Annotated in this window: 13 protein-coding genes; 5 read left to right on the top strand and 8 right to left on the bottom strand. The window is 71.4% G+C overall.

The features are described from left to right. Positions 1-19 precede the first annotated feature (19 nt). Positions 20-1,585, top strand: a complete 1,566-nt coding sequence (locus AOK11_RS00405; RefSeq protein ID WP_055591587.1) for an amino acid adenylation domain-containing protein — start codon at positions 20-22, stop codon at positions 1,583-1,585. On the opposite strand, the gene AOK11_RS00400 is transcribed toward AOK11_RS00405, so the two are convergent. After that, positions 1,561-2,394: a putative nonproteinogenic amino acid hydroxylase gene (locus AOK11_RS00400; RefSeq protein WP_055591586.1), complete on the bottom strand. Its 834-nt coding sequence runs from the start codon at positions 2,392-2,394 to the stop codon at positions 1,561-1,563. The two genes, AOK11_RS00405 and AOK11_RS00400, sit on opposite strands and share 25 nt — an antisense overlap. A gap of 196 nt (positions 2,395-2,590) precedes the next feature. Between AOK11_RS00400 and AOK11_RS00395 the strand changes: the two genes are divergently transcribed. The 3 genes from AOK11_RS00395 to gntD are packed head-to-tail and all read left to right on the top strand — an operon-like array spanning position 2,591 to position 12,448. Further along, complete coding sequence (locus AOK11_RS00395) at positions 2,591-9,697, top strand: non-ribosomal peptide synthetase (RefSeq protein WP_055591585.1); 7,107 nt, start codon at positions 2,591-2,593, stop codon at positions 9,695-9,697. Beyond that, positions 9,687-11,363, top strand: a complete 1,677-nt coding sequence (locus AOK11_RS00390) for a condensation domain-containing protein (RefSeq protein ID WP_055591584.1) — start codon at positions 9,687-9,689, stop codon at positions 11,361-11,363. Before AOK11_RS00395 ends, AOK11_RS00390 begins: the two co-directional genes overlap by 11 nt. A 41-nt stretch (positions 11,364-11,404) precedes the next feature. Continuing rightward, positions 11,405-12,448, top strand: coding sequence for a guanitoxin biosynthesis L-enduracididine beta-hydroxylase GntD (gene gntD / locus AOK11_RS00385; RefSeq protein WP_055591583.1), 1,044 nt, complete (start codon positions 11,405-11,407; stop codon positions 12,446-12,448). Positions 12,449-12,501: 53 nt separating this feature from the next. Here gntD and AOK11_RS00380 read toward each other — a convergent pair whose 3' ends face one another. Together AOK11_RS00380 and rsgA are read right to left on the bottom strand one after the other, a co-directional pair. After that, a complete protein-coding gene (locus AOK11_RS00380; protein ID WP_055591582.1) occupies positions 12,502-14,955 on the bottom strand; it encodes a non-ribosomal peptide synthetase in 2,454 nt (817 codons plus the stop codon). Between the two features lie 193 nt (positions 14,956-15,148). Further along, the gene (gene rsgA, locus AOK11_RS00375) at positions 15,149-16,273 is read right to left on the bottom strand and encodes a ribosome small subunit-dependent GTPase A (RefSeq protein ID WP_055591581.1); all 1,125 of its coding nucleotides are present in this window, start codon (positions 16,271-16,273) and stop codon (positions 15,149-15,151) included. 417 nt (positions 16,274-16,690) lie between these two features. Here rsgA and AOK11_RS00370 point away from each other — a divergent pair, with 417 nt between their 5' ends. Beyond that, on the top strand, positions 16,691-18,004 hold the full coding sequence (locus AOK11_RS00370) for a cation:proton antiporter (protein ID WP_055591580.1): 1,314 nt from the start codon (positions 16,691-16,693) through the stop codon (positions 18,002-18,004). Between the two features lie 57 nt (positions 18,005-18,061). On the opposite strand, the gene AOK11_RS00365 is transcribed toward AOK11_RS00370, so the two are convergent. The 5 genes from AOK11_RS00365 to AOK11_RS42595 form a co-directional block, all read right to left on the bottom strand. After that, positions 18,062-19,810, bottom strand: a complete 1,749-nt coding sequence (locus AOK11_RS00365; protein WP_157869252.1) for an NAD(P)/FAD-dependent oxidoreductase — start codon at positions 19,808-19,810, stop codon at positions 18,062-18,064. Then, a complete protein-coding gene (locus tag AOK11_RS00360) occupies positions 19,807-21,603 on the bottom strand; it encodes a non-ribosomal peptide synthetase (protein ID WP_079034532.1) in 1,797 nt (598 codons plus the stop codon). The genes AOK11_RS00365 and AOK11_RS00360 overlap by 4 nt, the downstream gene beginning before the upstream one ends. A 96-nt stretch (positions 21,604-21,699) precedes the next feature. Continuing rightward, positions 21,700-22,545 carry a thioesterase II family protein gene (locus tag AOK11_RS00355; RefSeq protein WP_079034531.1) on the bottom strand — a complete coding sequence of 282 codons (846 nt, stop codon included), beginning with the start codon at positions 22,543-22,545 and terminating at the stop codon, positions 21,700-21,702. A gap of 59 nt (positions 22,546-22,604) precedes the next feature. Continuing rightward, positions 22,605-24,221: an MBL fold metallo-hydrolase gene (locus AOK11_RS00350; RefSeq protein WP_063793393.1), complete on the bottom strand. Its 1,617-nt coding sequence runs from the start codon at positions 24,219-24,221 to the stop codon at positions 22,605-22,607. A gap of 466 nt (positions 24,222-24,687) precedes the next feature. Next, complete coding sequence (locus tag AOK11_RS42595; protein WP_055591576.1) at positions 24,688-25,488, bottom strand: IS3 family transposase; 801 nt, start codon at positions 25,486-25,488, stop codon at positions 24,688-24,690. Positions 25,489-25,551 lie beyond the last annotated feature (63 nt).

Genomic DNA, 25,551 nt, shown 5'->3' with positions numbered 1-25,551 from the left:
GCCGGGGCACGCGGGGCCGGTGGTTGACATCGGTGTCACCACGGTGCTGGAGCTGATCGACCGTGAGGTGGCCGCGCATCCGCAGGCCCCCGCGGTGCGCGAGCCGGGCCGCACGGTGACGTACGCGGAACTGGACCGGCTCGCGGACACCGTCGCGGGCCGGCTCGGGCGGGAATTCGGGATCGGCCGCGGTGACGTCGTGCTCATCGCCGCGCAGGCAGGGGGCGACTTCACCGCGGCGCTCCTGGGCACGCTGCGCGCCGGAGCCGCGTATCTGCCGGTGGACACGACCTACCCGCCCGAGCGTGTCGCGCAGATCCTGCGCGCGAGCAGTGCGGCGCTGCTGGTGACGGCCGATACCAGGGTGGCGGGCGCCGGTTCGCAGGCGGCGCGGACGACGGGTCTCGCCGAGCTGGTGGCACCGGACCCGGCGGGCGCTTCCGCCGCGTGCGGCGCCCGCGCCCGGCCGGCGCCGGAGGATCCCGCATACGTGATCTTCTCGTCGGGGTCCACGGGGGTCCCCAAGGGCATCGTCCAGACGCACCGCTGCCTGGCCAACTTCATCTCCTGGCAGGTGGAGGGCTCCGGTCTTGGACGCGGGCGCCGGGTCCTCCAAATCGCTCCCCTCACGTTCGACGTCTCGGTGCAGGAGATCTTCTACACCCTCGCGTCGGGCGGGTGCCTGTACGTGCCGGAGCCGCATGTACGGCGCGACCCGCGGGATCTGATCGACTACGTGGTGGACGAGCGCATCGAGGTCGTGGATTTCCCGCAGTCGCTCGTCGACGTAATCATGTCGCTGCCGACGAACTTCGAGCACGCGAGGCATCTGCGCCACATCATCAGCGCGGGCGAGACGGTACGGGTGACCGGGGCCCTGGAGGAACTCCTCACCCGGCGGCCTGAGATCACCCTGCACAACCACTACGGCCCCGCCGAGAACCACATGGTGGCCAGCCACTCGGTGAGCGGTGCGGCCGGCAACCTGGAACCGCGGCCACCGGTCGGGGCCTTGGTGTGGAACACCTACGTCTACCTACTGGACGAGCGCGGCGAGCCGGTTCCGGACGGGGAGGTGGGCGAGATCTTCATCGGCGGCGTGGGGGTGGCCATCGGCTACACGGACAGCGAGCTGAGCCGTACCGCGTTCGTACCCGACCCGTTCCGACCCGGCGCCCGCCTGTACCGCACCCGCGACCGCGGGGTCTGGCGGGCGGACCAGACCCTGCAACTGCTGGGCCGGATGGACGACCTGATCAAGATCCGGGGCAACGCGGTGGAACCCCGCGAGGTCGAGGCGCACCTCACGGACTTCCCGGGGGTGCGGGACGCGGCGGCGTTCCCGGTGGTGCGGGCCGACGGGGCGGTGGAGCTGCACGCGGTGCTCACCGGTGATCCGCCGTCGGCCCCCGAAGTGCGCCGCGCGCTGCTCGCCGTGCTGCCCGACTACATGGTGCCGGTGCGCTGGTGGCTCGCGGACGGCCTGCCGGTGTCACCCAACGGAAAGCTGGACCGCAAGGCCCTGCCCGGCCCCGGGGCGCAGCCCCTGTCCCTCGTCCCTCACCACTCGAACGCCTCGCGGTAACCACGCTTCTCGATGCAGTACGTACGGAACGCCCTGGCCTTGTCGACCAGCGCGCCGTCCCCGGTGCGTGCGGCGGCCTCGACGAACCAGTCGAACGCCGCCGTGGCGTGGGCCTGCCGCGTGAAGTGGACTGCCGCGAAGCGCCGGAAGGCGGTGCGCAGGGTGGCCGCGGTCAATTCGGCCGAGGACAGCAGCTCCTCCACCTCTGCGTCCGAGAGCGGCGGGCGTTCGATGATACGGACGGGCAGCTCGGCCGGAATCGAGTTCCTGATTTCGATCGGCTCGTCGGCCCCTGAGAAATCGAGACACAAAGAGAGCCTGGGCAGGGGCGAGACACTCCGGGCCGAGTGCGGAACAGTCGTGTGTATTTTCCATACCTCACCACGCCGGAGATGATAGACGATGCCTTCCTCGGAGTGCAGGGAATCCTCGTCCGTGCGCAGTGGAATCTGAAGTCGTGTACCTGGCTCGGAGAATTCGAGGAAATCGACATGCGGCGCAAGAATTCCATCACTGAGGCTGAATATACGCACCCATTGCAGCCTTTCGAGCGAGAAGTTGTCGGTGACGACCGACATGATCCCGGGAAGCTTCCGTCCCAGCTCAGTCTGGGTAAGCTGTCCCTCGTAGGGCCGGAACGAGGTGTCCTTGTCGCTTCCCCCGGAGTTGGCGAGAACATGCGCGGACCAGGAGCCGAAGGTGAACGCGTCGTATTCACCCCCGGCATCGTTCGAGTCGATGATCGACAGCTCTTCACTCAAATCGTAGGAGTCGATCGGAAGCGTGGCGAGCCTTTGCGACTTGAGCATGCGAGATCCCGTCAATTGATGGGTGCACAGGGCACCGGACGCCGATGATCGGCAATCGTAACGGCTGACAAGTAGAAGGGCAACGATCGACTTCACGCCCCGGACCGACGATTGACAAGATCTATTTCTCTTGCACAGAATCTCACGGTGCCGTCATGTTCGTCAGAATCTTCGATGGATTGGGTGAGCCCGAGAAATGCTGATTGACGAAGCACTGAGTGAATCCTGGCTCCCCCGGTTGGCGGCCGGCCGCGGAGTCCCCTTCCTCGACGTCGTGTCCCCGGCGAGCGGCATCCCGGAGTGCCCCGTCGAGCCCGCGGACACCAAGCGGCTCGACGCCCTGGCGGGAGGCGACGCGACCGGCCTGCTGCTGCTGACCGTCGCCGCGGCACGGCTCGCCCTGGCCGCTCTCGACGACACGTCCCGGCACATCGTCCTGGTACCGGCCCCCGCACACGCGAGCGGCGACACCGCCGCGGCGGACACCGCACCGCGGGAACTCGCCCTCTGTGCCCCCCTCGACCGCGAAGCACCCGCCGCCGCCTTCCTGACGGCGCTGCACACCGAACTCGAATCCGCGCTGCCCCTCGCCTGGCCCGACCGGGAGAAGGTCACCACGCGCCTGCGGCTCGCCGGACTGCCCGCGGGCCGTGGCCTCTCCCGGCTCGGTGTCGTCTGTGAGGAGGCGGGCGGCAAGCTCCTCGGCCCCGTAGACCTGTGCCTCACCCTGCGCCGCTGCGGCGACCGGCTGGTGCTGGGCGCCGAGGCGGACGGCGAACCGCCGGTGGCCGCGGCAGCTCTCGTGGGCTGCACGGCGGCGGCCCTCGCGAGTCTCGCCCACGCCCCCCGGCAGCCGGCCGGCACCCTCGGTGTCCTCGGCCCCGCGCAGCGCGCCGAGTTGGACCGGTGGTCGGGCCTGCCGGTCCTGCCCGCCTTCCCCGCGGCCACCCTCACCGGGATCGTCGACGACGCCGCGGCCCGCTTCCCGGACCGCGAGGCGGTCGCCGACGGCACCGTGACCTGGAGCCACCGCGAACTCGCCGTGCGCTCCGAGCACGCGGCCCGTTCCCTCACCCTGAACCACGGGCTGGGTCCGGGCCGTCGGGCCGCGCTGCTGCTGCCCAAGGGACCGGACCTGGTCCTGGCCATCCTGGCGGTGCTGCGCACGGGCGCCTCGATCGTCCCCCTCGACCCTTCGCACCCGCCGGCGCGGGTCGCCCGCCAGCTGCGTCTGAGCGGGGCCTCATGCGTCATCTCCGCGTCCGCCGGCCTCCCCGGTGACGTGGACCTCCCAGTGCTCCTGTCGCGGACGCTCGCCGCCGCCCCCGGCACCGGCGACGTCGTCACGACCGCGCCCGGCCCCGACGACGAGGCGATCCTCTTCTTCACCTCCGGATCCACCGGACTTCCGCGCCCCGTCGCCCTCACCCACCGCCAACTCGCGTACAAGACGCTCACCTCGGGACGGCTCGTCGGGTTCGACGAGGACGTCCGGTGCGCCCTGCTCTCGGCGGTGACCTCGGACGCCCTGACGTACCAGGTGTTCACCACCCTCGCGGCGGGCGGCTGCGTCGTGCCCATGGGCAACCCGCAGGCGCTCTCGCCCGCGGAGTTCTGGGCCACGACGCGGCGCCTGCGCGTGAACGTCCTCAACTGCGTGCCCTCCCTGCTCGCCGTGATGGCCGAGGGTCTGCCCCCGGGCGCCGCCGAGGACGTCCGCATCCTGCTGCTCGGCGGCGACGAGATCCCGGCGGGGCTGCTGCCCCGGCTGGCGGACCGGCTGCGCGTGGGCACCTTCGCCAACCTGTACGGGCCCACCGAGGCCACCATCGAGGCGGTCACCTTCATCTGCCCGGGATCGGCCTTCTCCGAGCTGACCACGGTGCCGGTCGGCAGGCCCTCGGAGGGCTTCGGCATCCTGGTCCTGACCCCGCACGGGGACCATGCGCCGCCCGGCGTCCCCGGTGAGATCCACATCCTGGGCCCCGGCGTGGCCCGCGGCTATCTCGACGACGAACCGACCGGACCGGGCCGGTTCGTCGAACTGCCCGCGCACCCCGGCGTCCGGGCCTTCCGCACCGGCGACTTCGGCCGCTGGGACCACCGGGGCGAGCTGGTCTTCCTCGGCCGCCGCGACAACCAGATCCAGATCCACGGCAACCGGGTCGAACTCGGCGAGGTGGAGGCATCTCTCGGCGCCGTCCCCGGTGTCGTCGCCGCCACGGTCCTGCCCCTCACCGGCTCCTCGGGGCCGCCCGCGCTCGCGGCCGTCTACACCTCGGACCAGGACGTCGAACCGGACGCCGTGCGCAGCCGGTTGCGTCTCGGGCTGCCCGAGTACATGGTCCCGGGCCGCATACTGCGCCTGGACGAGCTGCCCGTCACGCTGCACGGCAAGATCGACCGCGTGGCCCTCCTCGCGCACCTGGCCGGCCGGGACGCGGAGGTCTGGCAGCCTACCGACGAGACCGGGCGGACCGTCGCCCGCATCTGGGCCGACGTGCTGGGCGTGCCGCCGCGCGCCGGGGACCAGGACCTCTTCGCCGCGGGCGGCCACAGTCTCACCGCCGCCGTCCTCGCGGGCCGCCTCGGCCGGGCCGCCGGCGGCGGTGGCATCACCGTCCGCGACGTGTTCACCGCCCGGACCCCCGAGGGCCTGTGCGCTCTGCTGCGCCGCGCCACGGCCGAGGTGCCGGCCGCCCGCGCCGGGCAGGCCTCCTGGCCCGAGGCCCCGGGCCCGGTCCCCGCGTCCAACGCCCAGCGACGGATGTGGTTCCTCGAGCAGTACGAGAGCGGCGAACTGCGCCCGTACAACATGGTGGAGGCATTCCGGCTGCCCGGCTCCTTCACGGCGGCCGACGTCGCGACCGCGCTCGAGCGAGTGGTCCGGCGCCACCAGGCCCTGCGCACCGTGTTCCGCCCGGAACCCGACGGTTTGCGGCAGGTCGTGCGGACGCCCGACCACGCCCGGCCCGAACTCCAGGTCCACCGGGTCGGGCCCGAGGGTGCGGACGCTCCGCTGCGGCGGATCGCCGCGGCGGAGCAGCGCCACGTCTTCGACCCCGCCGAAGGCCCCTTGCTGCGCGCCCACTGGCTCGCCGAGGACTCAGCCACGGGCGAGGGCTCCGGCTCCGGCTCCGGCTCCGGCTCCGGCTCCGGCTCCGGCGGTACGCTCCTCCTCTCCGTCCATCACAGCGTCTGCGACGGCTGGTCGTTCGCCGTGATCCTGCGCGACCTCCAGCGGTTCCTGAACGGTGCCCCTGAGCTGCCGGACCCCATGCAGTACGGCGAGTACGCCCTCGCCCGGCACGGTCTCCCGGACGCCCCGGAGACCATCGCGTTCTGGCGACGAGCCCTGGACGGCGCGCCCGGCACGGACCTGCCGCTGGACCGCGCCCGCCCCGCGGAACGCAGTTCGGCCGCGACCACGGTCCGACGCACGGTCGGCGAGGACACCAGCCTGGCCGTACAGCACCTGTGCCGCGACCTCGGCACCACCTCCTTCACGGCGATGGTGGCCGCCGTCCGGGTCCTGCTGCTGCGCTGGTGCGGGGCCGACGACGTGGTGCTCGGCACCGTCGTCTCGGGCCGCGACCGGCCCGAACTGGCCGACTCCGTCGGGCTGTTCGTCAACACGGTGGCGTTGCGCACCGCGGTCGGTCCCGAGCGCGGTTTCACCGACCTGGTGACAGCGGTGGCGGAGCACGCCCGAGAGGTCCGTGCCCACGAGGACCTCCCCTTCGAGACCCTCGTGGAGACGCTGGGGGTCGAGCGGTTCACCGGGCGCAACCCCGTCTTCGACGTGCTGATCGAGGCCGCCGTCTCCGGCACCGACCCGTTGGGCACCGAAGAGGGCCCGGCGGCCGAGCACATCCGGCTGGACAGCGGCGCGGAGGGCTTCGACCTCGCGCTCAGTTTCACCGAGCCCGGCCCCGACCGCCCGATCGAGGTGGCCGTCACCTGTCGCGACGACGTCTTCGACGCGGCGACCGCGGAGCGGATCGCCGGACAGTTCGTCCACCTGCTGTCCGCACTCGTGGCCGACACGTCGGCGCCCGTCGGCGCGGTCCCGGCGCTCCCGGCCGACCAGCGCGACGCGCTCGTCGCGGCAGGCACCGGACCGGCGCTGCCCGCCCCGCACATGGCGGGCACCCTCCTCGACGTCGTTCTCGCCCAGGTGCGGCGCGCGCCCACCGGCCGGGCCGTCGTCTGCGGGGACCGCGTCCTGACCTACGGCGAGCTCGACCGCCGGGCCGATGCCCTGGCCGCCCGGATAGCGGCCGCAGCGCCGACCGGGCCCGACCGCGTCGTCGCGGTGCTCTGCGACCGCTCCGAGTGGATGCCGGTGGCGCTGCTCGCCGTCCTCAAGACGGGTTCGGCGTTTCTGCCCCTCGATCCGCAGCAGTCGCCGGCGCGGCTCGCGGCCGTACTCGGGGACAGCGGCGCTGTGGCCGCCGTGACGGCAGCGCGATTCACGGGCACGGCGCAGGAGGCGGGCCTGCCCACGGTGGTTCTCGGCGACGGGGCCACGCCGGAACCGGTCCCGTCGCCAGACCGGGAACCGCCTGCCGCGGGTCCCGCCGACCTCGCGTACGTCGTCTACACCTCCGGTTCCACCGGAACGCCGAAGGGCGTGATGGTCGAGCACGGCAGCATCGTCGACTCCGTGCTGTTCCGTATCGGTCACTACGGATTCGACGCCGAGGGCGCCGTCCTCCAGGTCGACCCGATCCATGCCGACGCGGGCATCGTCGACGTGTTCAGCGCGCTCGGGTCGGGCGCGCCCATGGTGATCGTCACCCGCGACGAACTCCTCACCCCCGCCGATGTAGCGGCGGTCGTCGGCCGCCACCCGATCAGGCACGTGCTCCTCGTGCCGAGCCTCTACCAGGTGCTGCTCGACGAGGTCGGACCGGCGTTCCGCTCGGTCCGCGAAGTCGTGCTCGGCGGCGAGCGGGTGACTCGCGCACTGGCCGCCCGGCACGCCGATCTCCTGCCCGCCGTACGGCTGTTCAACGAGTACGGTCCCGCCGAGGACAGCGTCCTGACCACCGTGGAGCAGGTGTTCCCGGCGCCCGAGCCCGGTATGTCCGGGACCGCGTCCGGCGACGCCTCGATCGGCCGTCCGCTGCCCGGCAAGTGGGTGGACCTGGTCGACGCGCACGGCGAGCTGGTGCCGCTCGGCGCTCCGGGTGAACTCTGCGTCGGCGGGGCGGGCCTGGCCCGCGGGTACCTGGGCGACCCGGAGCTGACCGCCGCCCGTTTCGTGGTGAGCCGGGTCCGGCCCGGCGAACGGGCCTACCGGACCGGCGACCTCGCCCGCCGGCTGCCCGACGGGCGTCTGGAGTTCCTGGGGCGGGCCGACGACCAGCTCAAGATCCGCGGCAACCGGGTGGAGCCGGGCGAGGTGGCCGCGGTCCTCGCCGAAGCCCCCGGCCTGCGCACCGCCGCCGTGCTTCCCGTACCGGGGCCGGACGGCGAACACCGCCTCGTCGCCTATGTCGTGGGCGAGGCGGACCAGGCGGCGCTGCGCCGGCACCTGACCGGACGGCTGCCCGCGTACATGATGCCCGCCGCATTCGTGTACCTGCCCGCGCTTCCCGTGGCCGCGGGAGGCAAGCTCGACCGGCGGGCGCTGCCCTCTCCCGAGGAGGCTCTGGCCACCGCCGGCCCCCCGGCCCCGGCGCGTCCCCTCACGGCGGCCGAACAACCTGTCGCCAAGGTGTGGGCGCAGGTGCTCGAACGCCCGGTCACCGACCCTGAGGCGAACCTGTTCGAACTGGGCGGCCACAGTCTGGCGGCCGCGCGCATCGCGCACGCCCTCGGCGTCAAGGTGGCCACCGTCTTCCGGTACCAGACCGTGGCGGCGCTCACGGCGGCGCTCGCCGAGCGGACCGGGCCGGCCGACCGGCCGGAGGGAAGCACGGGCTCGCGGCGCCCGGCCGGCGACGCGGCCGCGGGAAGCGGATTCCTGCCGCTGTCGCACGCGCAGCGCCGCGTCTGGCTGACCTCGCGCTGGGCGGGACCGGATACCTTCCTCATCTCCGATCTCGTACGGCTGGGCCGCCGGGTCGACGCCGACGCGCTGCGCACCGCCCTGGAAGCCGTCGTGTCGCGGCAGGACATGCTACGCGCCCAGGCCCTGCCCCGGGGCACGGAGGCGGAGCTGACCGTCCTCGACCGGTTACCGAAGGGGCCTCCGCTGGTCGTCGTGGAGCTGCCCGGCGCGGACCCCGCCGGCCCGGAGGTGGCCGCCGCGCTGCGGGACGCCCGGCGGGTCAGCTTCGACCTGGAGCGGGCTCCGCTGTTCGAGGTGCGCCTGCTCGCGGGGCCCGTCGGCGGTGATCTGCTCACCGTCACGGCCCACCACTTGATCTACGACGGCGCGAGCGTCGACGTGCTGCTGCGCGACCTGTTCACCGCGTACGACCGGGTCATGGCAGGCGCACCGCCCGCGCTGCCTCCGCTGGCCTACACCTACCAGGAGTGGATCCGCGAGGAACGGGAGTGGCTGGCCGGGCCCGAGGCCGAACGCGAGGTGGCGTTCTGGCGGGAGCGGCTGTGTGGCGTCACCGAGGGCCCCGACCCCGTGGACCCCGCCCGCCGCCGCAGCCGCCGCGGCCGGACGGGGCTGGTCCACCGGACCGTGCCCGCGTCCCTGCTCGATGCCGCCACCGCCACGCCGTTCGCGCAGGTCGTGACCGCGTTCTCGGTCACGCTGCACCAGCACACCCTGGCCACCGACCTCGTCATCGGCTTCGCCGCGGGCCTGCGGCACCGGCCCGAGGCCGACGACATGATCGGCTACCTGGTCAACGCGGTTCCACTGCGGATCACCTTCGACGACGCGGTGACCGGCAAGGATCTCCTCCCCCAGGTGCAGAGCAGGATCGTCGAGGCGTACGAGCACTCACGGCTGCCCTTCGACGTCATGGCCGAAAGGCTTGCCCTGCGCGCCGGACCGGGCCGCAGCCTGCTGCTCGACCTGGGAGTGAGCTGGGAGAACGCGGGCCTGCGCGCCGACAGCGAGAATGTCGAGGACCTGCCGCCCGACCATCTGCCCGCCACCAGCGACCTGTGGCTGTACGCCCAGGTCAAGGGCGACGTGCTGCACCTCGACCTCACCTACGACGACCACCTGCTCGACGCGGCGGAGGCGGGGGTCTACGTCGACCACGTCGTCGACGCGCTACGCGCTCTGGCCACCGGCCACGCCGCGCCGCCCGGCCCCCCGCCACCGTCCGCGAGCCAGAACCCGCCGGCGCCCGGCCCTGTTTGGAGCGACACACACTATGACTTCTGACACCGCCCGCACGGGCCCGGCAGGGGGCCGCCGTGCCGGCCTCGACCCGACGCGGCGCCTGTGCACGCTGTTCGCGGAGGCGCTCGAACTCGACCACGTCACCCCGGACACCGACTTCTTCCTCGCCGGCGGGCACAGCCTGTCCGCGCTGGCCCTGGCCGTCTCCGCGGAGGAGTCCTTCGGCGTACGCGTCCGTGTGCGGGACGTCGTCGAGGCGGCCACCCCGCAGCTCCTCGCCGCCCGGCTGGCCGAACTCTCGCCCGCCGCGGTGAAGTCCACCGCTCCCGGGCATCCGCCTGCGGCCGCGCCACCGGACGTCCCCACGCCCGGCTCCTCGCCGCCCGGCGCCCCGGTCGCCGACAGCACGCGCTGGCTGTGGCTCGAGCGGCAGCGCGCCGACGGCGATTCAGGCGCGTACACCGTGCCCTGCCTGCTGCACGGCGAGGGTCCCGTAGACCCCGGCCGGCTGTCGGCCGCGCTGGCTGCCCTGGCCGGGCGTCATCCGGCGCTGCGGACGCGTTTCGTCGAGGCCTGGGGTGAGCCGCGGGCGGTGCTCACCGACGACGAGCCGCCCTTCGAGGTGGTGGACCTGGGCGCGCGGCAACCGAGTGAGGCACGGCTCGACGCGCTGGTCGACGACCGGATCTCGGTGCCGTTCGACCCGGCCACGGACCCGCTCGTCCGGGCCACGCTGTTCCTGCGCACCGGAGGGCGCTGGTCCCTGTTGCTGCTCGCCGACCATCTGGTGTGCGACGGACGCAGCCTGGAGATCCTCGCGAGACAGCTCGTGACGGCCTACGCGGACCCGTCGTCCTGCGGCACCCGACGGGACGGCGACGCGGTGTCCCGAAGGCCGTCCGGGGTCCGCCCGGCCGATCCCGAGGCCGCGCTCGCCCACTGGCGGAGCGTCCTCACGCCGCCCCCAGCGCCGTTGCCACTGCCGGTGAGCGGCCCCCGCACGCAACCGGCGGGCGCGGCCACCGCCGTCGCCGCCCAGGAGATCGGCCCGGACGTCCTGCGCCAACTGACGCACCTGGGCAGACGACATCACGCGGGTCCCTTCGCGCCGCTCGCCGCGGCCGTCGCGCGCACCCTGGCAGGGCTCACCGGCAGTACGGACATCTGCCTGGGCACGCCCGTGGACCGCAGGGCGCTGCTCGGTGCCGAGGACGCGGTCGGCTTCCACGTCGCGACGGTCCCGTTGCGGCTCGACGTCAGGGACGGGATGTCCGCGGACGACCTGGTCCACCACGTCGCGCGGCGCACCGTGGACGCGGTGGACCACAGCGAGGTGGCCTTCGACACCCTCGTGGCGGCGCTCGACCCGCCCCGGCCCCCTGGGCGCACGCCGTTCTTCGACGTCTGGGTGGCGCTGTACCCGCACATCGACACCGGCCCGTGCCCGCCGGGCGGCATCACCCTGCGCGGTGGGCCGACGCCCCTGCGCGTCGGCATGTTCGAGCTGTCGTTCCAGTTCGTGGAGCACGCGGACGGCATGAGGCTGGTGCTCCAGTACGACACCCGGCGCTACGCCCCCGACACGGCGGAGCGAATGGTCCAGCGGCTGACCGACGAGGTGGTGCGCCTGCTGCGGGACCCCGCGGAACCCGCTCCCGAGGCGGAGCCGGCACAACGAGCCTTCGGCGGTTTCCAGTTCGACGTCTGATCCGGCCGGGTACCAGAGCCCCGCACCAGAGGAGAACGACCATGACCGAGTCCCTCATCCCTGACACCGGAACCGTGACCGAGCTGCGGCTGACCGCGGACGAGGCCCGGCAGGTGTCCGAACTGACCCTGCGCATGGCCGAGAAGTATCCCGCCGCCGACGACGAACGGCTCCTGCAGGAACTGCCGTTGCACGCCGGCCACCTGCCCGGGCGAGTCCGGCGGTTCCTGCGCGCCTTCGCCCTGGACCGGCTACGCGGCTTCTGCACGGTCAGCGGACACGTCGTGGACGACGAGCGTATCGGTGCGACCCCCGCACACTGGAAGGACGAGGGGCGGACCCACCACGAACTGCCCGAGGAGATCCTCGTCCTCCTCTACGGTTCACTGCTCGGCGAGCCGTTCGGCTGGGCGACTCAGCAGGACGGGCACCTGGTCAACGACGTGTTCCCGATACGCGAGTACGAGCACGCGCTGCTCGGCACCGGCAGCAGGACTCCGCTGACCCTGCACACCGAGGACGCCTTCCACCCCTACCGGGCCGACTACATCCTGCTGTCGTCGCTGCGCAACCCGGACTCCGTGCCGGTGACCGTGGCCGAGGCGGACTTCTCGGTGCTGCCCGACGCCATCCTCGACGTGTTGTTCCAGAGCCGTTTCCGCATCATCCCGGACACCTCGCACCTGCCGGAGAACAACACCGTGCGCACCGAGGAGGACCGGCGGGTGTTCGAGAACATCGCGCGTCTCGTCGACGGTCTCGGCCTCGTGCCGGTGCTGTCCGGCTCGCGGTCGCATCCGCTGCTGTGCTTCGACGTGACGCACATGTCTGCGCCGCCGGAGGACGCCGAGGCCGTGCGGGCCTTCACGGCCGTCGCCGAGCTGCTGGACGCCAACCTCACCGACTGCGCGCTGGAGCCGGGCAGTTGCGTCTTCATGAACAACCACCGGGTGGTTCACAGCCGTACCGCCTTCCAGGCGCGCTACGACGGAACGGACCGCTGGCTGAAGCGCGTCAACGTCACGCACGATCTGCGCAAGTCCGGTGCCATGCGCCGCTCACCCGGCTCCCGCCTCATCGGCTAGCTGTATACGGACGGGCGCCCGCACGAGAGCCGCCACGTGCGCTCCTCAGCGGGTCAGTTCCCGGGGACCGGCGCGGCTTCTCGGACGAGCTCGGTGACCGCGCGGATCGTGGGCGTGCGGAAGAAGTCGTCGAGGTCCACAGCGACCCCCAGCCGCTTCTCGATGGCGTCCAGGACGGAGATGGCCAGCAGGCTGTGGCCGCCCTCGTCGAAGAAGTCGGCGTCGGAGTGGACGGGCCCGGCGGCGAGTACCTCCTCGAAGATGGCCGCGACCGTCAGTGACACGTCGTCGGCGGCGCACGCCGCCGGGGCGGGGGATCCGGTGACCGGTCCGTCGTGCTGCCGCGCGGGCGCGGCCGTCCCGGCGAGCCGGACCAGCGCTCCCCGGTCGATCTTCCCGCTGACCATCCGGGGCAGGTCGTCGATCAGGGTGAGCGAGCTGGGCACCATGGCGGGCGGCAGCGCGGCGGCTGCACCGGCCCTGATGTCGTCCACCGTGGTGTCCGTGACGGTCAGCCATGCCGCGAGGGACGGGGCTCCGTCGGGGCCCGGCACCACGGCGACCGCCACCTGAGAGACCCCGGGGAGCAACGCCAGCACGCTCTCCACCTCGCCCGGCTCCACGCGGTGGCCACGGATCTTCACCTGGTCGTCGGCCCGCCCGGCGAACTCGAGCATGCCGTCCGGCCGCCACCACACCAGGTCGCCCGTGCGGTAGCTGCGTCCGCCGGGCGCCTCGGCGTCGGCGACGAACGCCTCGGCGGTCAGGTCCGGACGGTTGCGGTAGCCGTCGGCCAGGCCATGGCCCGCCAGTCTCAGCTCGCCGACGAAGCCGGCCGGCAGGGCGCGGCCGTCGGCTCCGGTCACGGTGGCGACGGTGTTGGGGATGACGTGGCCGATCGGCAGGCCGGGGCCGGCGTCCGGGCCGTGGTCGAAGGCGGTGGCGCCCACCGAGTTCTCGGTCGGGCCGTACTCGTTGATGAGCCGGACACCGGGCAGCCGTTCGTGATGACGCCGCGCCAGGTCGGCCGTGGTGGCCTCGCCCGCGACGGTGACGGCGTGGAGTGAGTGGGCGGCGTCCGCGAGGTCGTCGAGGAGCACCCGGTACAGGCTGGGGACGGTCGTCAGGTGGGTGACGTGGTGCTGCCCGGCCAGTTCGGCGAGCTGTCGCGGCAGCAGCTTGTGGGTGTCCGCCAGGACGAGGAGGCCGCCGGAGGCGAGTACCGGGAAGAGGTCGGCCACCGAGCTGTCGAAGGCCAGCGACGGAAGCTGCAGCAGGCGGGTGCCGGTGTCGAACCGGTGGTTGACCACCTTCCACCGCACATAGCTCGCGACGGCACGGTGCCGGACCTCCACACCCTTGGGCTTGCCGGTCGAGCCCGACGTGTAGACGACGTACGCGAGATCGTCCGGGTCCGGCCCGGCCGTGGCCGGCACGGCGGCACCGGCACCGGCGCCGGCGCCGGCCGCGGCGCCGGCCGCGGCGCCGATGTCGATGTCGATGACCGGGGCGGTGAGCCCGGCGGGCAGTGTCGTGCGCAGCTCGGGTGCGGCGAGCACCACGGAGCACGCGGCGTCGTCGAGGATTTCGGCGAGCCGAGGTGCCGGGGAGCGGGGGTCGAGCGGCACGTAGGCCGCGCCGGCGAGGAGCGTGCCGGTGATCGCGGGTACGGCGTGGACGGACTTGCCGGTGAGTACCGCGACGCGGTCGCCGCGGCCGATGCCCGACGCGTGCAGTCGGGCGGCCACCCCCTGGGTGGCCTGCCAGAACTCCCGGTATGTGAGGGTGTCGGAACCCGCGACGACCGCCGGGCGGTCGGCATGCGCGCGGACCGCCTCCTCGATCGGCGCGACGAGCGTCGTGGTGGCCCCGTCCGGCACGAAGGTCCTGCGGCCGAATTCGATCGCCGTCGCGATGTCGTCGGGGGCGGCCGGTGCCAGGTCCGCGACGGCGCCGTGCGGCTCGGTGAAGCCTGCCAGCGTCTGGGAGACGGACCGCAGGAGGATCTCCAGGAACCATGCCTCGGCGCGCTCCGGGCCGGCTTCGGCAACGAGTTCACGGCTGCCGTCGGCGGCGGGAGCGGTCAGGGTCAGTTCGATGCCGTCCCACTCGGACGTCCGTCCCGGGGAGGTCTCGCCGACCCTGGCGGAACGGATCAGAAGCGCTTCGGCGAGTGCCGCCGGCACGTCGGCCGGGGCGGGGGCCGAGCGCAGTTCGGCGTCGACGGCGCGGACCAGGTGGGCGACGGTGGGCAGGGCGGCCGGACCGACCCGGCACGGCACCGGGCCGGCCGACCCCGACACGGCCACCGTGGGCTCCTCGGTGTTTTCCGCCAGGCCGACCACCACTGCGCTCGCCGCGGTGAGGGCGACCAGTTCCTCCAAGGGGCGCCCGCCGGACACCCTGGCGAGGCCGTCGGAGGCACCGGCGGTGAGCGGCAGCCTGGCACGGGCCCGCGCGGGCTGCGAGGCGCCCCGGCGTCGCGGGCGGATCGTGGTGGCAGGCACAGCAGAGTCAGATGTCACTGGCGCTTCCCCTTGCTCTGGGATCGATCAGAACAACTGCCTGTCGGCACGGCGGCATTGGGCGCACGGCGTGCCGCCCTGGGTCTCGTGACGCGTCCGCCGTGTTCCGCCGGGTACGCCGGGACGGGCGCGTGCGGGCGTCCCTCATGGGGACGGCACGGGATTCCGCCGCGCGTCAGCCGCGCTTGGCGTGCATGTTGGCCATGCCTTCCTTGCCGTGCGCCTTCAGTGCCTTGAGGCGTTCCTGACGCAGGCGCGCGTCGCTGCGCGAGGCGATCCACTCGTTCTCACGGAGCAGTTTGCGGTAGCTGTCCAGGCGGCGCTGGGGCAGCATGCCGTCCTCGATGGCCTCGATCACCGCACAGCCGGGCTCGGCGACGTGCTCGCAGTCGCGGAACCTGCACTCCTCGGCAAGCTCCTCGATCTCCGAGAACGTCTGCTGGAGGCCGTCGGTGGCGTCATACATGCCGACACCGCGGATCCCGGGGGTGTCGATGAGCACGCCGCCACCGGGCAGCGGCATCAGCTCGCGGGTCGTCGTGGTGTGGCGGCCCTTGCCGTCGCGGCGGGTCTGCCGGGTCTCCATCGTGGACCGGCCCAGCAGCACGTTGGCGATGGTGGACTTGCCGGCGCCCGACTGACCGACGAGGACGCTCGTCCCGGTCAGGAGTGCCGAGAGGATGTCCATCCCGTCGTCGGTGGTGGCGCTGACGACCAGCACGTCAACTCCGGGCGAGGCCTGCTCGACCGTCTCGCGGACGGCATCCGCGTTCTCCGCGAGATCCGACTTGGTGAGGATCATCAGAGGTTGGGCACCACTCTCCCAGGCGAGGGCGAGGAACCGTTCGATCCTGCCGAGGTCCGGCTCGGTGTCGAGTGCCACGACGACGCCGACGGTGTCGACGTTGGCGGCGAGCACCTGGCCCTCCGAGCGCTGGGAAGCACTCGAGCGGACCATGGCCGTGCGCCGCGGCAACAGCGCCTGGACGTAGGCGCCGGCGGCGCCGACCGAGACCGCCGCCCAGTCACCCGTGCACGGTGCCTTCATCGGGTCGGGGTCCGACACCGGGCCGGTGTCGGCGTGCACCACGGCGACCTCGCGGTCGCCGTCGGCGATCACGACGTCACAGCGGCCGCGGTCGACGCGAACGATCCTGCCCGGTACCCACGAGGCGTCCGCCACGGACGTGAAGTGGTCGTCGAGCTCAGGAAACCATCCGTAGGCCTCCAGCGGCCGCGGGTAGTTCGAATCGGCCGAAGAAGATGAATGACGCAACGCGGAGAGCCCTTCAAGAGGCATTTTCGGTCGGGTGGTCGCACGTCGGAATTACATCGGCGGCTGGACAAGCGGACACAGGGGTGGGCCACTTCGCAGGGGCGCCGCAATGCCGATGACAAATGGCCACCCCGGCCTTGGCCGACTCCGACGCACCGGACAATCAATGCCGCCGACGCTACGGCAGCACCGGACGGCCCGCAACACCCCCCAACGGTGATCGGCTTGAATTTCTCCCTCATGAGAAAGAGTTGCCGCAACCGGAGATCATCCCTGGATATAGTGTGTCCGTCGTCCCCGTTGCACGCGCGTCGAGTTCCACTCCGCCGGGGGCAGTCATCCACATCAGTGCGGACGTCCCGATCCCGCCGACGGCCACCGGGCGTCCCGTCCCACGATCCCGACTCGACTCCTGCGTCAACCGATATCAGGGGGACTTCTTTGAGCCCGGACGAGACCATCACCCATCTCATCGGCGCGACCGCCCTCATCCTGACGGCCGCCCACGGAGCGGGCATGCTGGCACGCAAACTCGGACAACCCTCCATAGTAGGCCAGTTGATGGCCGGGATCGCCCTGGGGCCGAGCCTGCTGTCCCAGCTCCCGTCCTCCGTCGGCGACACACTCTTCCCGGCCGAGATCGCGCCGATGCTGACCGCCCTGGGCCAGGTGTCGCTCGTCCTCTTCCTCTACTTCGTCGGATACGAGCTGGATCTGGGCCTGCTGCGCGGCCGTTCACGGTCCACGCTGTCCATCGCGGTGGCGGGCTTCGTCGTACCGATGGTGCTGGGCGCGGGCGCCGCGATGCTCTTCGCCGGGACCCTGCACGAGTTGGGGCTTCCCGAGGACATGTCGGTGCGGTCCGTGGTCTTCCTGGCCGTCTCCCTGTCCATCACGGCCGTTCCGGTGCTGATCGTCGTGGTACGGGAGAACGGCCTGGCCGGTACCGTGCCCGGCGTCGTCGCCGTGTCGTCCGCCGGCCTGATCGACGTGGTGGGCTGGTCGGTGCTGCTGGGCACCCTCATGGATGACGACGACGGTTCGGGCATGGCGCTCCCGGTTCGTCTGGTCCTGCTCGCCGTGCTGGTCGCGGTGATGGTCTGGCCCGCGCGTCTGCTGCTGCGCCGCCTCGTACGCTCGACCGGCGTGTCCTCGGCGGCCCGCCTCTCGGTGCTGGCCGCGTTCGCGTTCACCGCGGCCTGGGCGACCAGCGCCCTCGGGCTGCATGTCATCTTCGGTGCGCTGCTCGCCGGGGTGGTGACGCCGCGGGAGCCGGACGGCACGCTCAGCCCGGACCTGGTGCGCTCGCTGGACAGCATCGGGTCCCTGCTGCTGCCGTTCTTCTTCGTGGTCTCGGGCCGGAGCGTCTCCATCGGCTCGCTGGACGGCACCGCGATCGCCGTCCTTCTGGCGGTCACGGTGCTCGCGGTCTTCGTCAAAGTGGTGCCCGGCGCACTGGCGGCCCGCATGTCCGGGCTGGACAACCGGACGTCGATGACGATCGGGGTCCTGCTCAGCACCCGCGGCCTGACCGAGCTGATCGCTCTCAACGCGGGGCACGAGGCCGGTCTGCTGAGCGGTCCGCTCTACACCGTGCTGGTCCTGATGGCCATCGCCACCACACTGCTGACCCAGCCGTTGCTGGTCCTGGTGCGCAGGATCCGGGCGACGGACGGCACGGCCGGGGGCCACGACGCCGACGGCGCCCCGGACGGCGCCGGAAGGGCCGTGGGCGTCGGCCACAAGCCGGCCTGACGCGGGGCGGCACGAAGGGGCGGAGGAGAATGACCCCTCCGCCCCTGCTGCTGTGCGTCACGCCCGCACGGACCGCCGGGTGCGGTACAGCGCCCGCATCTCCTCCTCCAGGGCCTTGACCTGGTCCAGGCGCGGGCGGCTCTTCGGTGCGAAGAGTCCGTCCTTCTCCCAGCGCTCCGGCTCCAGGCTCAGTACCGCGACGTTGAGCCACCCACGGGCCCTGACCTCCTCCAGGCGCTCGGGCAGCGCGTCCTCCAGCGCGAGGTAAAAAATGACGTGGGCCAGTTCCTCGATGCGCTCGAGGCCGTCGCGCACGCTCGTGAGGACCGTGCCGTAGTCGGGCGTCCCCCCGCCGGGCAGGTTCTGCACGAAGAGCCTGGCGAGCGTCGGCACGTCGTCGAAGTAGTCGATGTAGTCGAACTCGAAGACACCGCGATAGGCGCGGGCCCAGCTCTGGAAGAGGTTCATGATGTTGCCCTGGGTCGCGATCGCGTGCGCCCCGAGGGAGCTCAGCGTCGTGCTCGCCGACTCGTCCAGGAAGGTCTTCCCGTAGAACTGCGGGTCGGAGAAGGACCATCCGACGTAGTAGTCCCAGATCGTCTTCAGGGACATGATCACAGGGTTGTCGTGGAAGACGTACGAGCCCTGGATGTTGTTGGTGAGCCCCTCGGCGAGCGAGAGGAACCAGCGGTTGGCGTAGCGCACGAAGCCCTCGTCGAAGGCGTCCTTCGTGTCGCGTCCGACCATCTCGGTCACGAAGCTGTTCGCGTAGCCGATCAGGTTGGAACCGACCGAGTAGTACGGGTCGGCGAAGACTCCGGCGTCACCGACGCACGCCCAGCGGTCCTGCGAGAACACCTGGTGCGAGGAATGGCTGTAGTTCTTCAGCACACGGAAGTCCAGGACGGGCAGCTCGTGGATGGCCGGGGCGAAGCCCGGGACACGCTCGACCACGAAGTCGATGGCCTTCTCGATGCGGTTGAATTTAGTCACGGGGTGCAGGTCGTCGGAGACGACGATGCCGACGCTGGTGTGGTCGGGGGCCAGCGGGATGGCCCAGACCCAGCCTCCCTTGAACATGAAGTGGTTGGTGGAGTGCCATCGTGGCTCGGTGATCCGTTCGTGCCAGTCGGTGTGTTCGGCGTCGACCGCCTCGTCGGTGTCGAGCCGGCCCCCGAGGCGGAACCAGACCGAGTTGTGCGGCCTGGGATAACGCTTGGTGAGGCCGAGCTTGCGCTGCAGCAGCCGGTGCCGCCCGGTCGCGTCGACCACCCAGCGGCAGGTGACGCCGATGGGCTCGCCCTCGCCGTCGGGCTGGTAGACGACCCGGTGCGGTGCGTCCTTCTCACCGAGTTCGATGTCGAGAACCTTGACGCCCTGTGTCAGCACGGCTCCGGCGTCCTGGGCCACCACCCTGAGGTGTTCCTCCAGGGAGCCCCGGTTGAGCTGGTAGGACTTCGCGGGCAGGAACCGGTTGACGCCGAACTCCGTCTCCTGGTGCAGCCCTTCGCCGTCCCCGTAGAAGTAGCGCAGGCCCAGTTTCTCCAGCTGGTGTTCGTCGAGGTAGTCGCGCAGACCGATGACGGTGTCGAAGTAGTACGCGCCCACCTCGACCGACGACTCGCCGACCTTGAACGCCGACAGCGGGATCGGTGAGCGCTCACGCTCGCACACGAGGACCGAGAGTGACGGGTACGCGTCCTTGAGCTGCTTGGCCAGGCAGAGCCCGGCCAGTCCGCCGCCCGCGATGACCACGTCGTGGTCGACACCGGTGAACATGGATTCCGTACCGCGTTGTCCGCTCACGATGTACCCGCCTTGTCGCTGTGTCGGTTCTCGATGGTGCGGGCCAGACTCCGGATCGTCCGGTCCGTGTAGACAGCCGAGTTGTCCAGCTGGACGCCGAGCCGCTCCTCGACTCCGGCGACCAGGTCCATCACGCTGAGGGAGTCGCCGCCGAGGTCGAAGAAGTCGTCGTCGAGGTCGATACGGTGGGGGGCGAAGAGCTTCTGCCAGATCTCCAGGAGGACGGCTTCCACCCTGGTCGCAGGCTCGGGACCGGGGCCGGCTCGGCCGACGGACTCCTCGTGGCGGAGGCTCAGCGCCGTCTCGTCGACCTTGCCGTGAGCGGTGAGCGGCAGGGAGTCGACCGGGACGATCGCCGAAGGCACCATGTACCCGGGCAGGTTGTCCTGGGCGAAGGCCCGCAGCCGGTCGACGTCATGGGCGGCGGGCCCCTCCACGAAAGCGATCAGGAGTGGCGTGCCTGCATCCGTGTCACGGCGCAGGAGGTGGACGTGGCGCACTCCGTCCCCCTTCGAGAGGATCTGGGCGACATGGCCCAGCTCCACGCGCCGGCCACGGATCTTGACCTGCCCGTCCCGCCGTTCGACGAACTGCAGGTCTCCGCCCTCCATCTGCCGGACGATGTCCCCGGTGCGGTAGAGGCGCTTGCCCGCGGCCGGCGCCGTGGCCGGCGTGAAGAACCGCTCCGCGGTCAGCTCCGGGTTGCCGAGGTAGCCGCGGGCCAGGCCCACTCCGGCGAGATGGAGCTCGCCGACACCGCCGGGTGCCACGGGAGCGCCGGCCTCGTCCAGGACGAATGCCTCGGTGTTGTCGATCGGCTTGCCGATGAGCACGCACTCGTCGGTGGGCGCGAGGGCGTGCACCGTGGAGCAGACGGCGTTCTCCGCGGGGCCGTACTCGTTGAACAGGCGTACGTCGGGAAGCCGGAGGAAGTGTTCCTGGGTCACCTTCGTCGTGAACCACTCCCCCGCGATCGTGACACTGCGCAGGGATGTCAGCCGCCGCGCCACCATTCCGCCCAGGAGGCGCCGGTACAGCGCGGGTGTGATCAGGAAGTGGGAGACACTGTGGTGTTCCATCAGGCCGGTGAGGTACGACCGGTCGGTAATCCGGTCCCGGCGCGGCAGGAGCAGGCGTGCGCCGGAGGTGAGGGCACAGAAGGTGTCCGCGACGGCGCTGTCGAACGACGGCCGCGGCATCGCCAGGGTCACGTCGTGGGGGCCGAATCCGTAGTAGGCGTTGCGCCAGGTCAGCGTGTTGACGATGGAACGGTGCTCGACGGCGATGCCCTTGGGGGCGCCGGTCGTGCCCGATGTGTACATCGCGTACGCGAGGTCGGTGGACGTGGCCGCCGGGGCCGGGTCGGACTCCGGTGTGGCCAGATGCGGGCCCATCACGTCGAGCACGAACAGTTCGCCGCCGAAGAACACCGCGCCCGCGGCCGTCGAAGACTCGATCACCACGGTCACGGGTGCCACGTCGTCGATGATCCGCTGCGTCACCCCGGGCGGGTTGTCGGGATCCAGAGGGACATAGGCGCCACCGGCCTTGAGGGCGGCGAGCATGGCGACGATCATGTCCGGTGGCCGGCGGACCAGGATGGCCACCCGGTCGTCGGGACGTACTCCACAGTTGTCGCGCAGGTGGTGCGCCAGCCTGTTGGCCTTGCGATTCAGTTCGCCGTAGGTCAGTAATTCACCTTCGAATTCCAAGGCGATGTTCCCAGGGGCCGCACGTACGCGTTCCTCGAAAAGGGAATTCAGGGTCTTCGGGTTGTTTCGGTTCGTCGGCAAACATCCCCCTGAGGAAAATCACTCAATTTCTGAACTCGGGTAGCGTAGCCGCCTCCGATCGGGTGATCAAGGGGGCCAATTGGCCTTTCCATGCCGTCATTTCACGGCCGAGCGCCTACCGAGAGGGACGACCGTGAAAGACCGGTTCGACGGTTGTCCGGCCCCATTTTCCAGGGTTCGGACGATTGCGCCGGTCGTTTCGGCCCGTGCCGTCTGCGGAAAGAAGTGGCCCCCCGGCATGGGCACGATGTCGAGCGGCCCCGAGCACAACGCCCGCCAGTTCGCCGCCTCGTCGGCCGTCACCACCGGGTCCTCGTCGCCGTACATCACCGTGACCGGGGTGGTGACGTGTGAGCGGGCGTCCGGCGGGCGGTAGGCCGCCTGCGCGGTGAAGTCCGCGCGCAGCACAGGGAAGAGCCACTCGCGAAAACCGGGCCGGCTCAGGCCCGCCGTGTTCGCGCCGAGCCGCTTCCAGAGCACTTCGATCTCGTGGTCGTCGCCGGGCGGCTCCATGGCCGTGGCCCCCGGCGCGACCGCCGCGAGGACGACGAGGCGCAGCGGTGGTCGACCGGCCAGTGTCAGACGGCGCGTCAGTTCGTAGGCCAGGAAGGCACCGAAGCTGTGCCCGACCAGGACCAGGGGGTCCGGAAGCGCGAGGACGTCCGGCAGCACGTCGGCGATCAGCTCGTCCACGGACGACAGTGGTGCCTGATCCCCGCGCTCCTCACGACCGGGCCCCACGTGGCCGTAGAGCGCGAGGTGTTCGGGGAGCAGACGCCGCCAGAGGGCGAAGCCGGTCGCTCCCCCGCCTGCGCACGGGAAACAGACCATCGTGACAGGGCCGGTGCCGGGGTCGGCCGGTTCCGGAGTCGACGTCGGAGGCGAAGGCGGCGGGCCCAAGCGGCGCAGCGACGCGCCGCCCTGCCCGGCGTTGCTCTGCATGTACGCACCACCAGAAGGGTTCTATGACGGGCACAGGGGAACGGGTACCGGTGCGGCGCCTACTGGTCCGTCGGGGCAACCACGGGCCAGGTGCGCTCGGCCCGGTCGCGCAGGAGCTCGGAGGTGACGCCTCGTTCGGCGGTGAGCCGGCTGAGGACGGCGGCCTGCTGGACCGGCTCCGCGTCCGCCTCGTACTCGGAGCCGGTGAGGTGCTTCAGCCAAGGTTCCAGGCCCATGGCATAGGCGTAGACGTGGCGGGCGTTGAGCTGCCGGGCGAGCTGGTCGGCCTGCGCGGCGTCGCTGCCCTTGAGCCGGCGGCCCTTGTTGTGCTCGCGGGAGAGCTTCTCCTCCAACAGCGGCCCGTACAGCCAGCCGAGGGGCGCTCCGACACATTCGAGACCGATGAAGAGGGCGTCGAGCGGCGCCTCGGTCAGTCCGGGAACATTGTCGTAGAGGGCGGGCTCCAGCGGTGTGATGTCGGTGGCGAAGAGGAACCTGCGCCCGCCCGCCCGGACGAGCGGGACCATCTTGGTGCGGATGTCCAGGTCGGCGTGTTCACCGAGGAAGGGGAGGGCGGTGACCTCGGCTTCGTCCCCCACGGAACGGGTGTCCAGTTCGGCGAGCTCCTGGACGTTCGGGAAGCCGAGTGCCTCGAGCATGGTCTTGAGGCTGGGGTCCGCGAGCGAGCCGCCGGACGCACGGGGGACGAGGACGGTGCCGATGCGGGTGCGGAGTTGGAGCAGCGTCTCCAGCGAGAAGTGGTCCGAGTGGAAGTGGCTGATGACAACGGTGTCGATGCGCGGCGGCAGGTCCTCGATCGTGAAGTGCTGGTGCCCGTCCCCCGTGTACCCGATGAGAGGGTCCAGAAGCACGGAGGTGCCGCTCGTCTCGATGAGCACCGAGGCGTGGTTGAGGTAGCGCACCCGCACGTCTCCGGCCGGGGGCGGAGTATGGGCCGGCGGCGGAGTCGCATGGAACAGGGCAGTGAAGGCGGGGAGGTCGGTGTCGTCGATGCCGAGGCGCTCCGCGAGGTCCGGGACGTCGACGGGGGCGAGGCGGGCCGCGAACAGTTCGTCCCACAGGGACGAGTCGAACGGTACACCGATGTCCAGGCGGTCGGCGCTGGGCAGCACGGGGCTGCTGTACACGAACGGCTGCGATTTCGGCGCGGCCGTCAGGGACACGCACTGCCCGTGCCGCTCGAAGGCCGGCGACGAGTACATCAGCGACTCGAAGAACCGGAAGGTCGGCCGGTGGGCGGTGTCGTAGACCAGCTCGACGCGGCCGCGGAGCGAGGCGGGCACCTCGGGATACAGGGGTTCCATCGATCCGCCGAGCGCCTTCTCCCGCAGCAGGGCACGGAGTTGGTCGATGTCGTCGGCGAGTTGCAGCTTGGCTTGTCCGTCCTTGGCCATCGTCTCGCGGACGGCCTGCACCTCGTCCTGACCGGCACCCTGGGGGTCGAGGAAGGGCGCGCCGTAGCGGTGGGGGTCCGCGGTGACCTGCTCATGGATGTGCGGGGCCTTCAAGTAACTGTCCACGATGGGCAGAAGACGGTCCCGCAGGTTCAGTGCGCCGGTGTGGGGAGCCAGGAGATAAGGCCACGCGTACCAGCGGTGCAGCAGGGGCTGCGCAACCACGGACGGGCGGAGGTAGAGCTTCTGGTGTGCCGGCACGTTGCTTCCCTCGCTGTCGAAGACTCGATGGGTGGGGGTGGTTCGCGGCGTGGCGTGCGTGCGTGCGTCTGTCGTCGTGGGGGCGGGCAATGGCGCGGGGTGTCCGGCCCTGCCCGGTCGAGACGGTCGTGTCACCAGGGGGCGAAGCGGTGGTGTCACCCAGTTCGGAGGAGACGGGTAAGCGGGTCGGTGACGGTGGCCCGGTGCCCTGTACGCGGTCGGGTCAGCTCTTCTGCTTCGCGGCTCCGTTCATGTGTATCACAGTGCTCGGAAAGATCAATGCGGCGCTTTCGGCGCCCAGTTGGGGATCGGTCAGAGCGCCGGGACATCTCTAACTACGATCCCCAGAGTGGCTCGAGGTGAACGTGAAGTGACGTGGATTACATCGGCGTACCGCTCGGGCCCTTGCCGCGTGCGAGGCTGCCGTCAGCGGCGGGCATCGCGTGACGGCGTTACGGGAACGTCGTCACCGCATGTCTCGGAGGCATCGGCCAAACATGTCGCCCCTGCCGGAACTGGCTTGAAGGCGCTCTCGATAAAAGCGAGTTCGTCCTGGCCGAGCGGCTCGTCCAACTCCTCGAAGGCGTCTTCCGCCTTCCAGGCCGTCTTCGCGCATCAGCCGTTCGACGGTGCACCGGGCGGCGTGCACGCCTTCGCGTCGCAGCTGGCGGTGGACGCGCCGGGCTCCGTAGGTCTCCCCGGAGGCGGCGTGGATGCGGCGGATGTGCTCGACGAGCCGTTCGTCACGCAGGTGCCGGGCGGATGCGGGCCGCCTGCCGCGGGCGTTGTACGCCGAGACCGACAGGTCCGGTTCCCGGCACACCAGCTCGACCCCGAAGTCGTCGCGGAGGTGGTTGATCACCGCGTCGGCCTCGTGCGGGGACTCTGCGTGTTGCGGTTCTGTCCGGTTGAGCACGTGAGTCCTGGTTGACCATGTCCATCCGAGTGTGGCCAGGGGGCGGCCTGGGTGGCGGGCATGGTGGCGGGTGGCTGCGGCAATGTTGGTGCGGCCTTCCTGCCGACAGACGCTGATGGCGAGGTTGCGAAGGCTGGCCATCACGCGGGGCAGGCGGCCGGCGCGGAGGGTGGAGGCGTCCTCGGCGAACGTGGTGTCACGGACGTGGTGGAGCTGGTTCTCGATCTTCCAGTGGCCGCGGATCCAGGCCGCGATCCGGGCTCCGGACGCCGCGCCGGATGGGAGGCTGGTGACGAAGTACGGTCGCTCGATCGTGCTCTTGTTGCTGGTCAGGTCCTTGCGCCAGCGCATGACGCGCAGGGCCTGACGAGCCCCGGGATAGTCACGGGGGCGCCGTACCCTCTTGCGCTGCCG

The sequence above is a fragment of the Streptomyces hirsutus genome (genome assembly GCF_001418415.1).
In the GTDB taxonomy this organism is placed as follows: Bacteria; Actinomycetota; Actinomycetes; order Streptomycetales; family Streptomycetaceae; genus Streptomyces; species Streptomyces hirsutus.
The sequence above is the reverse complement of the archived record's forward strand: the minus strand, read 5'-3'. Positions and strand labels throughout refer to the sequence as shown.

Excerpts from the sequence above, each read along its gene's own strand:
- rsgA (WP_055591581.1), bottom strand. The coding sequence starts at position 16,273 with ATGCCTCTTGAAGGGCTCTCCGCGTTGCGTCATTCATCTTCTTCGGCC.
- AOK11_RS00395 (WP_055591585.1), top strand. The coding sequence starts at position 2,591 with ATGCTGATTGACGAAGCACTGAGTGAATCCTGGCTCCCCCGGTTGGCG.
- AOK11_RS00400 (WP_055591586.1), bottom strand. The coding sequence starts at position 2,394 with ATGCTCAAGTCGCAAAGGCTCGCCACGCTTCCGATCGACTCCTACGAT.
- AOK11_RS00390 (WP_055591584.1), top strand. The coding sequence starts at position 9,687 with ATGACTTCTGACACCGCCCGCACGGGCCCGGCAGGGGGCCGCCGTGCC.
- AOK11_RS42595 (WP_055591576.1), bottom strand. The coding sequence starts at position 25,488 with ATGCGCTGGCGCAAGGACCTGACCAGCAACAAGAGCACGATCGAGCGA.
- gntD (WP_055591583.1), top strand. The coding sequence starts at position 11,405 with ATGACCGAGTCCCTCATCCCTGACACCGGAACCGTGACCGAGCTGCGG.
- AOK11_RS00355 (WP_079034531.1), bottom strand. The coding sequence starts at position 22,545 with ATGCAGAGCAACGCCGGGCAGGGCGGCGCGTCGCTGCGCCGCTTGGGC.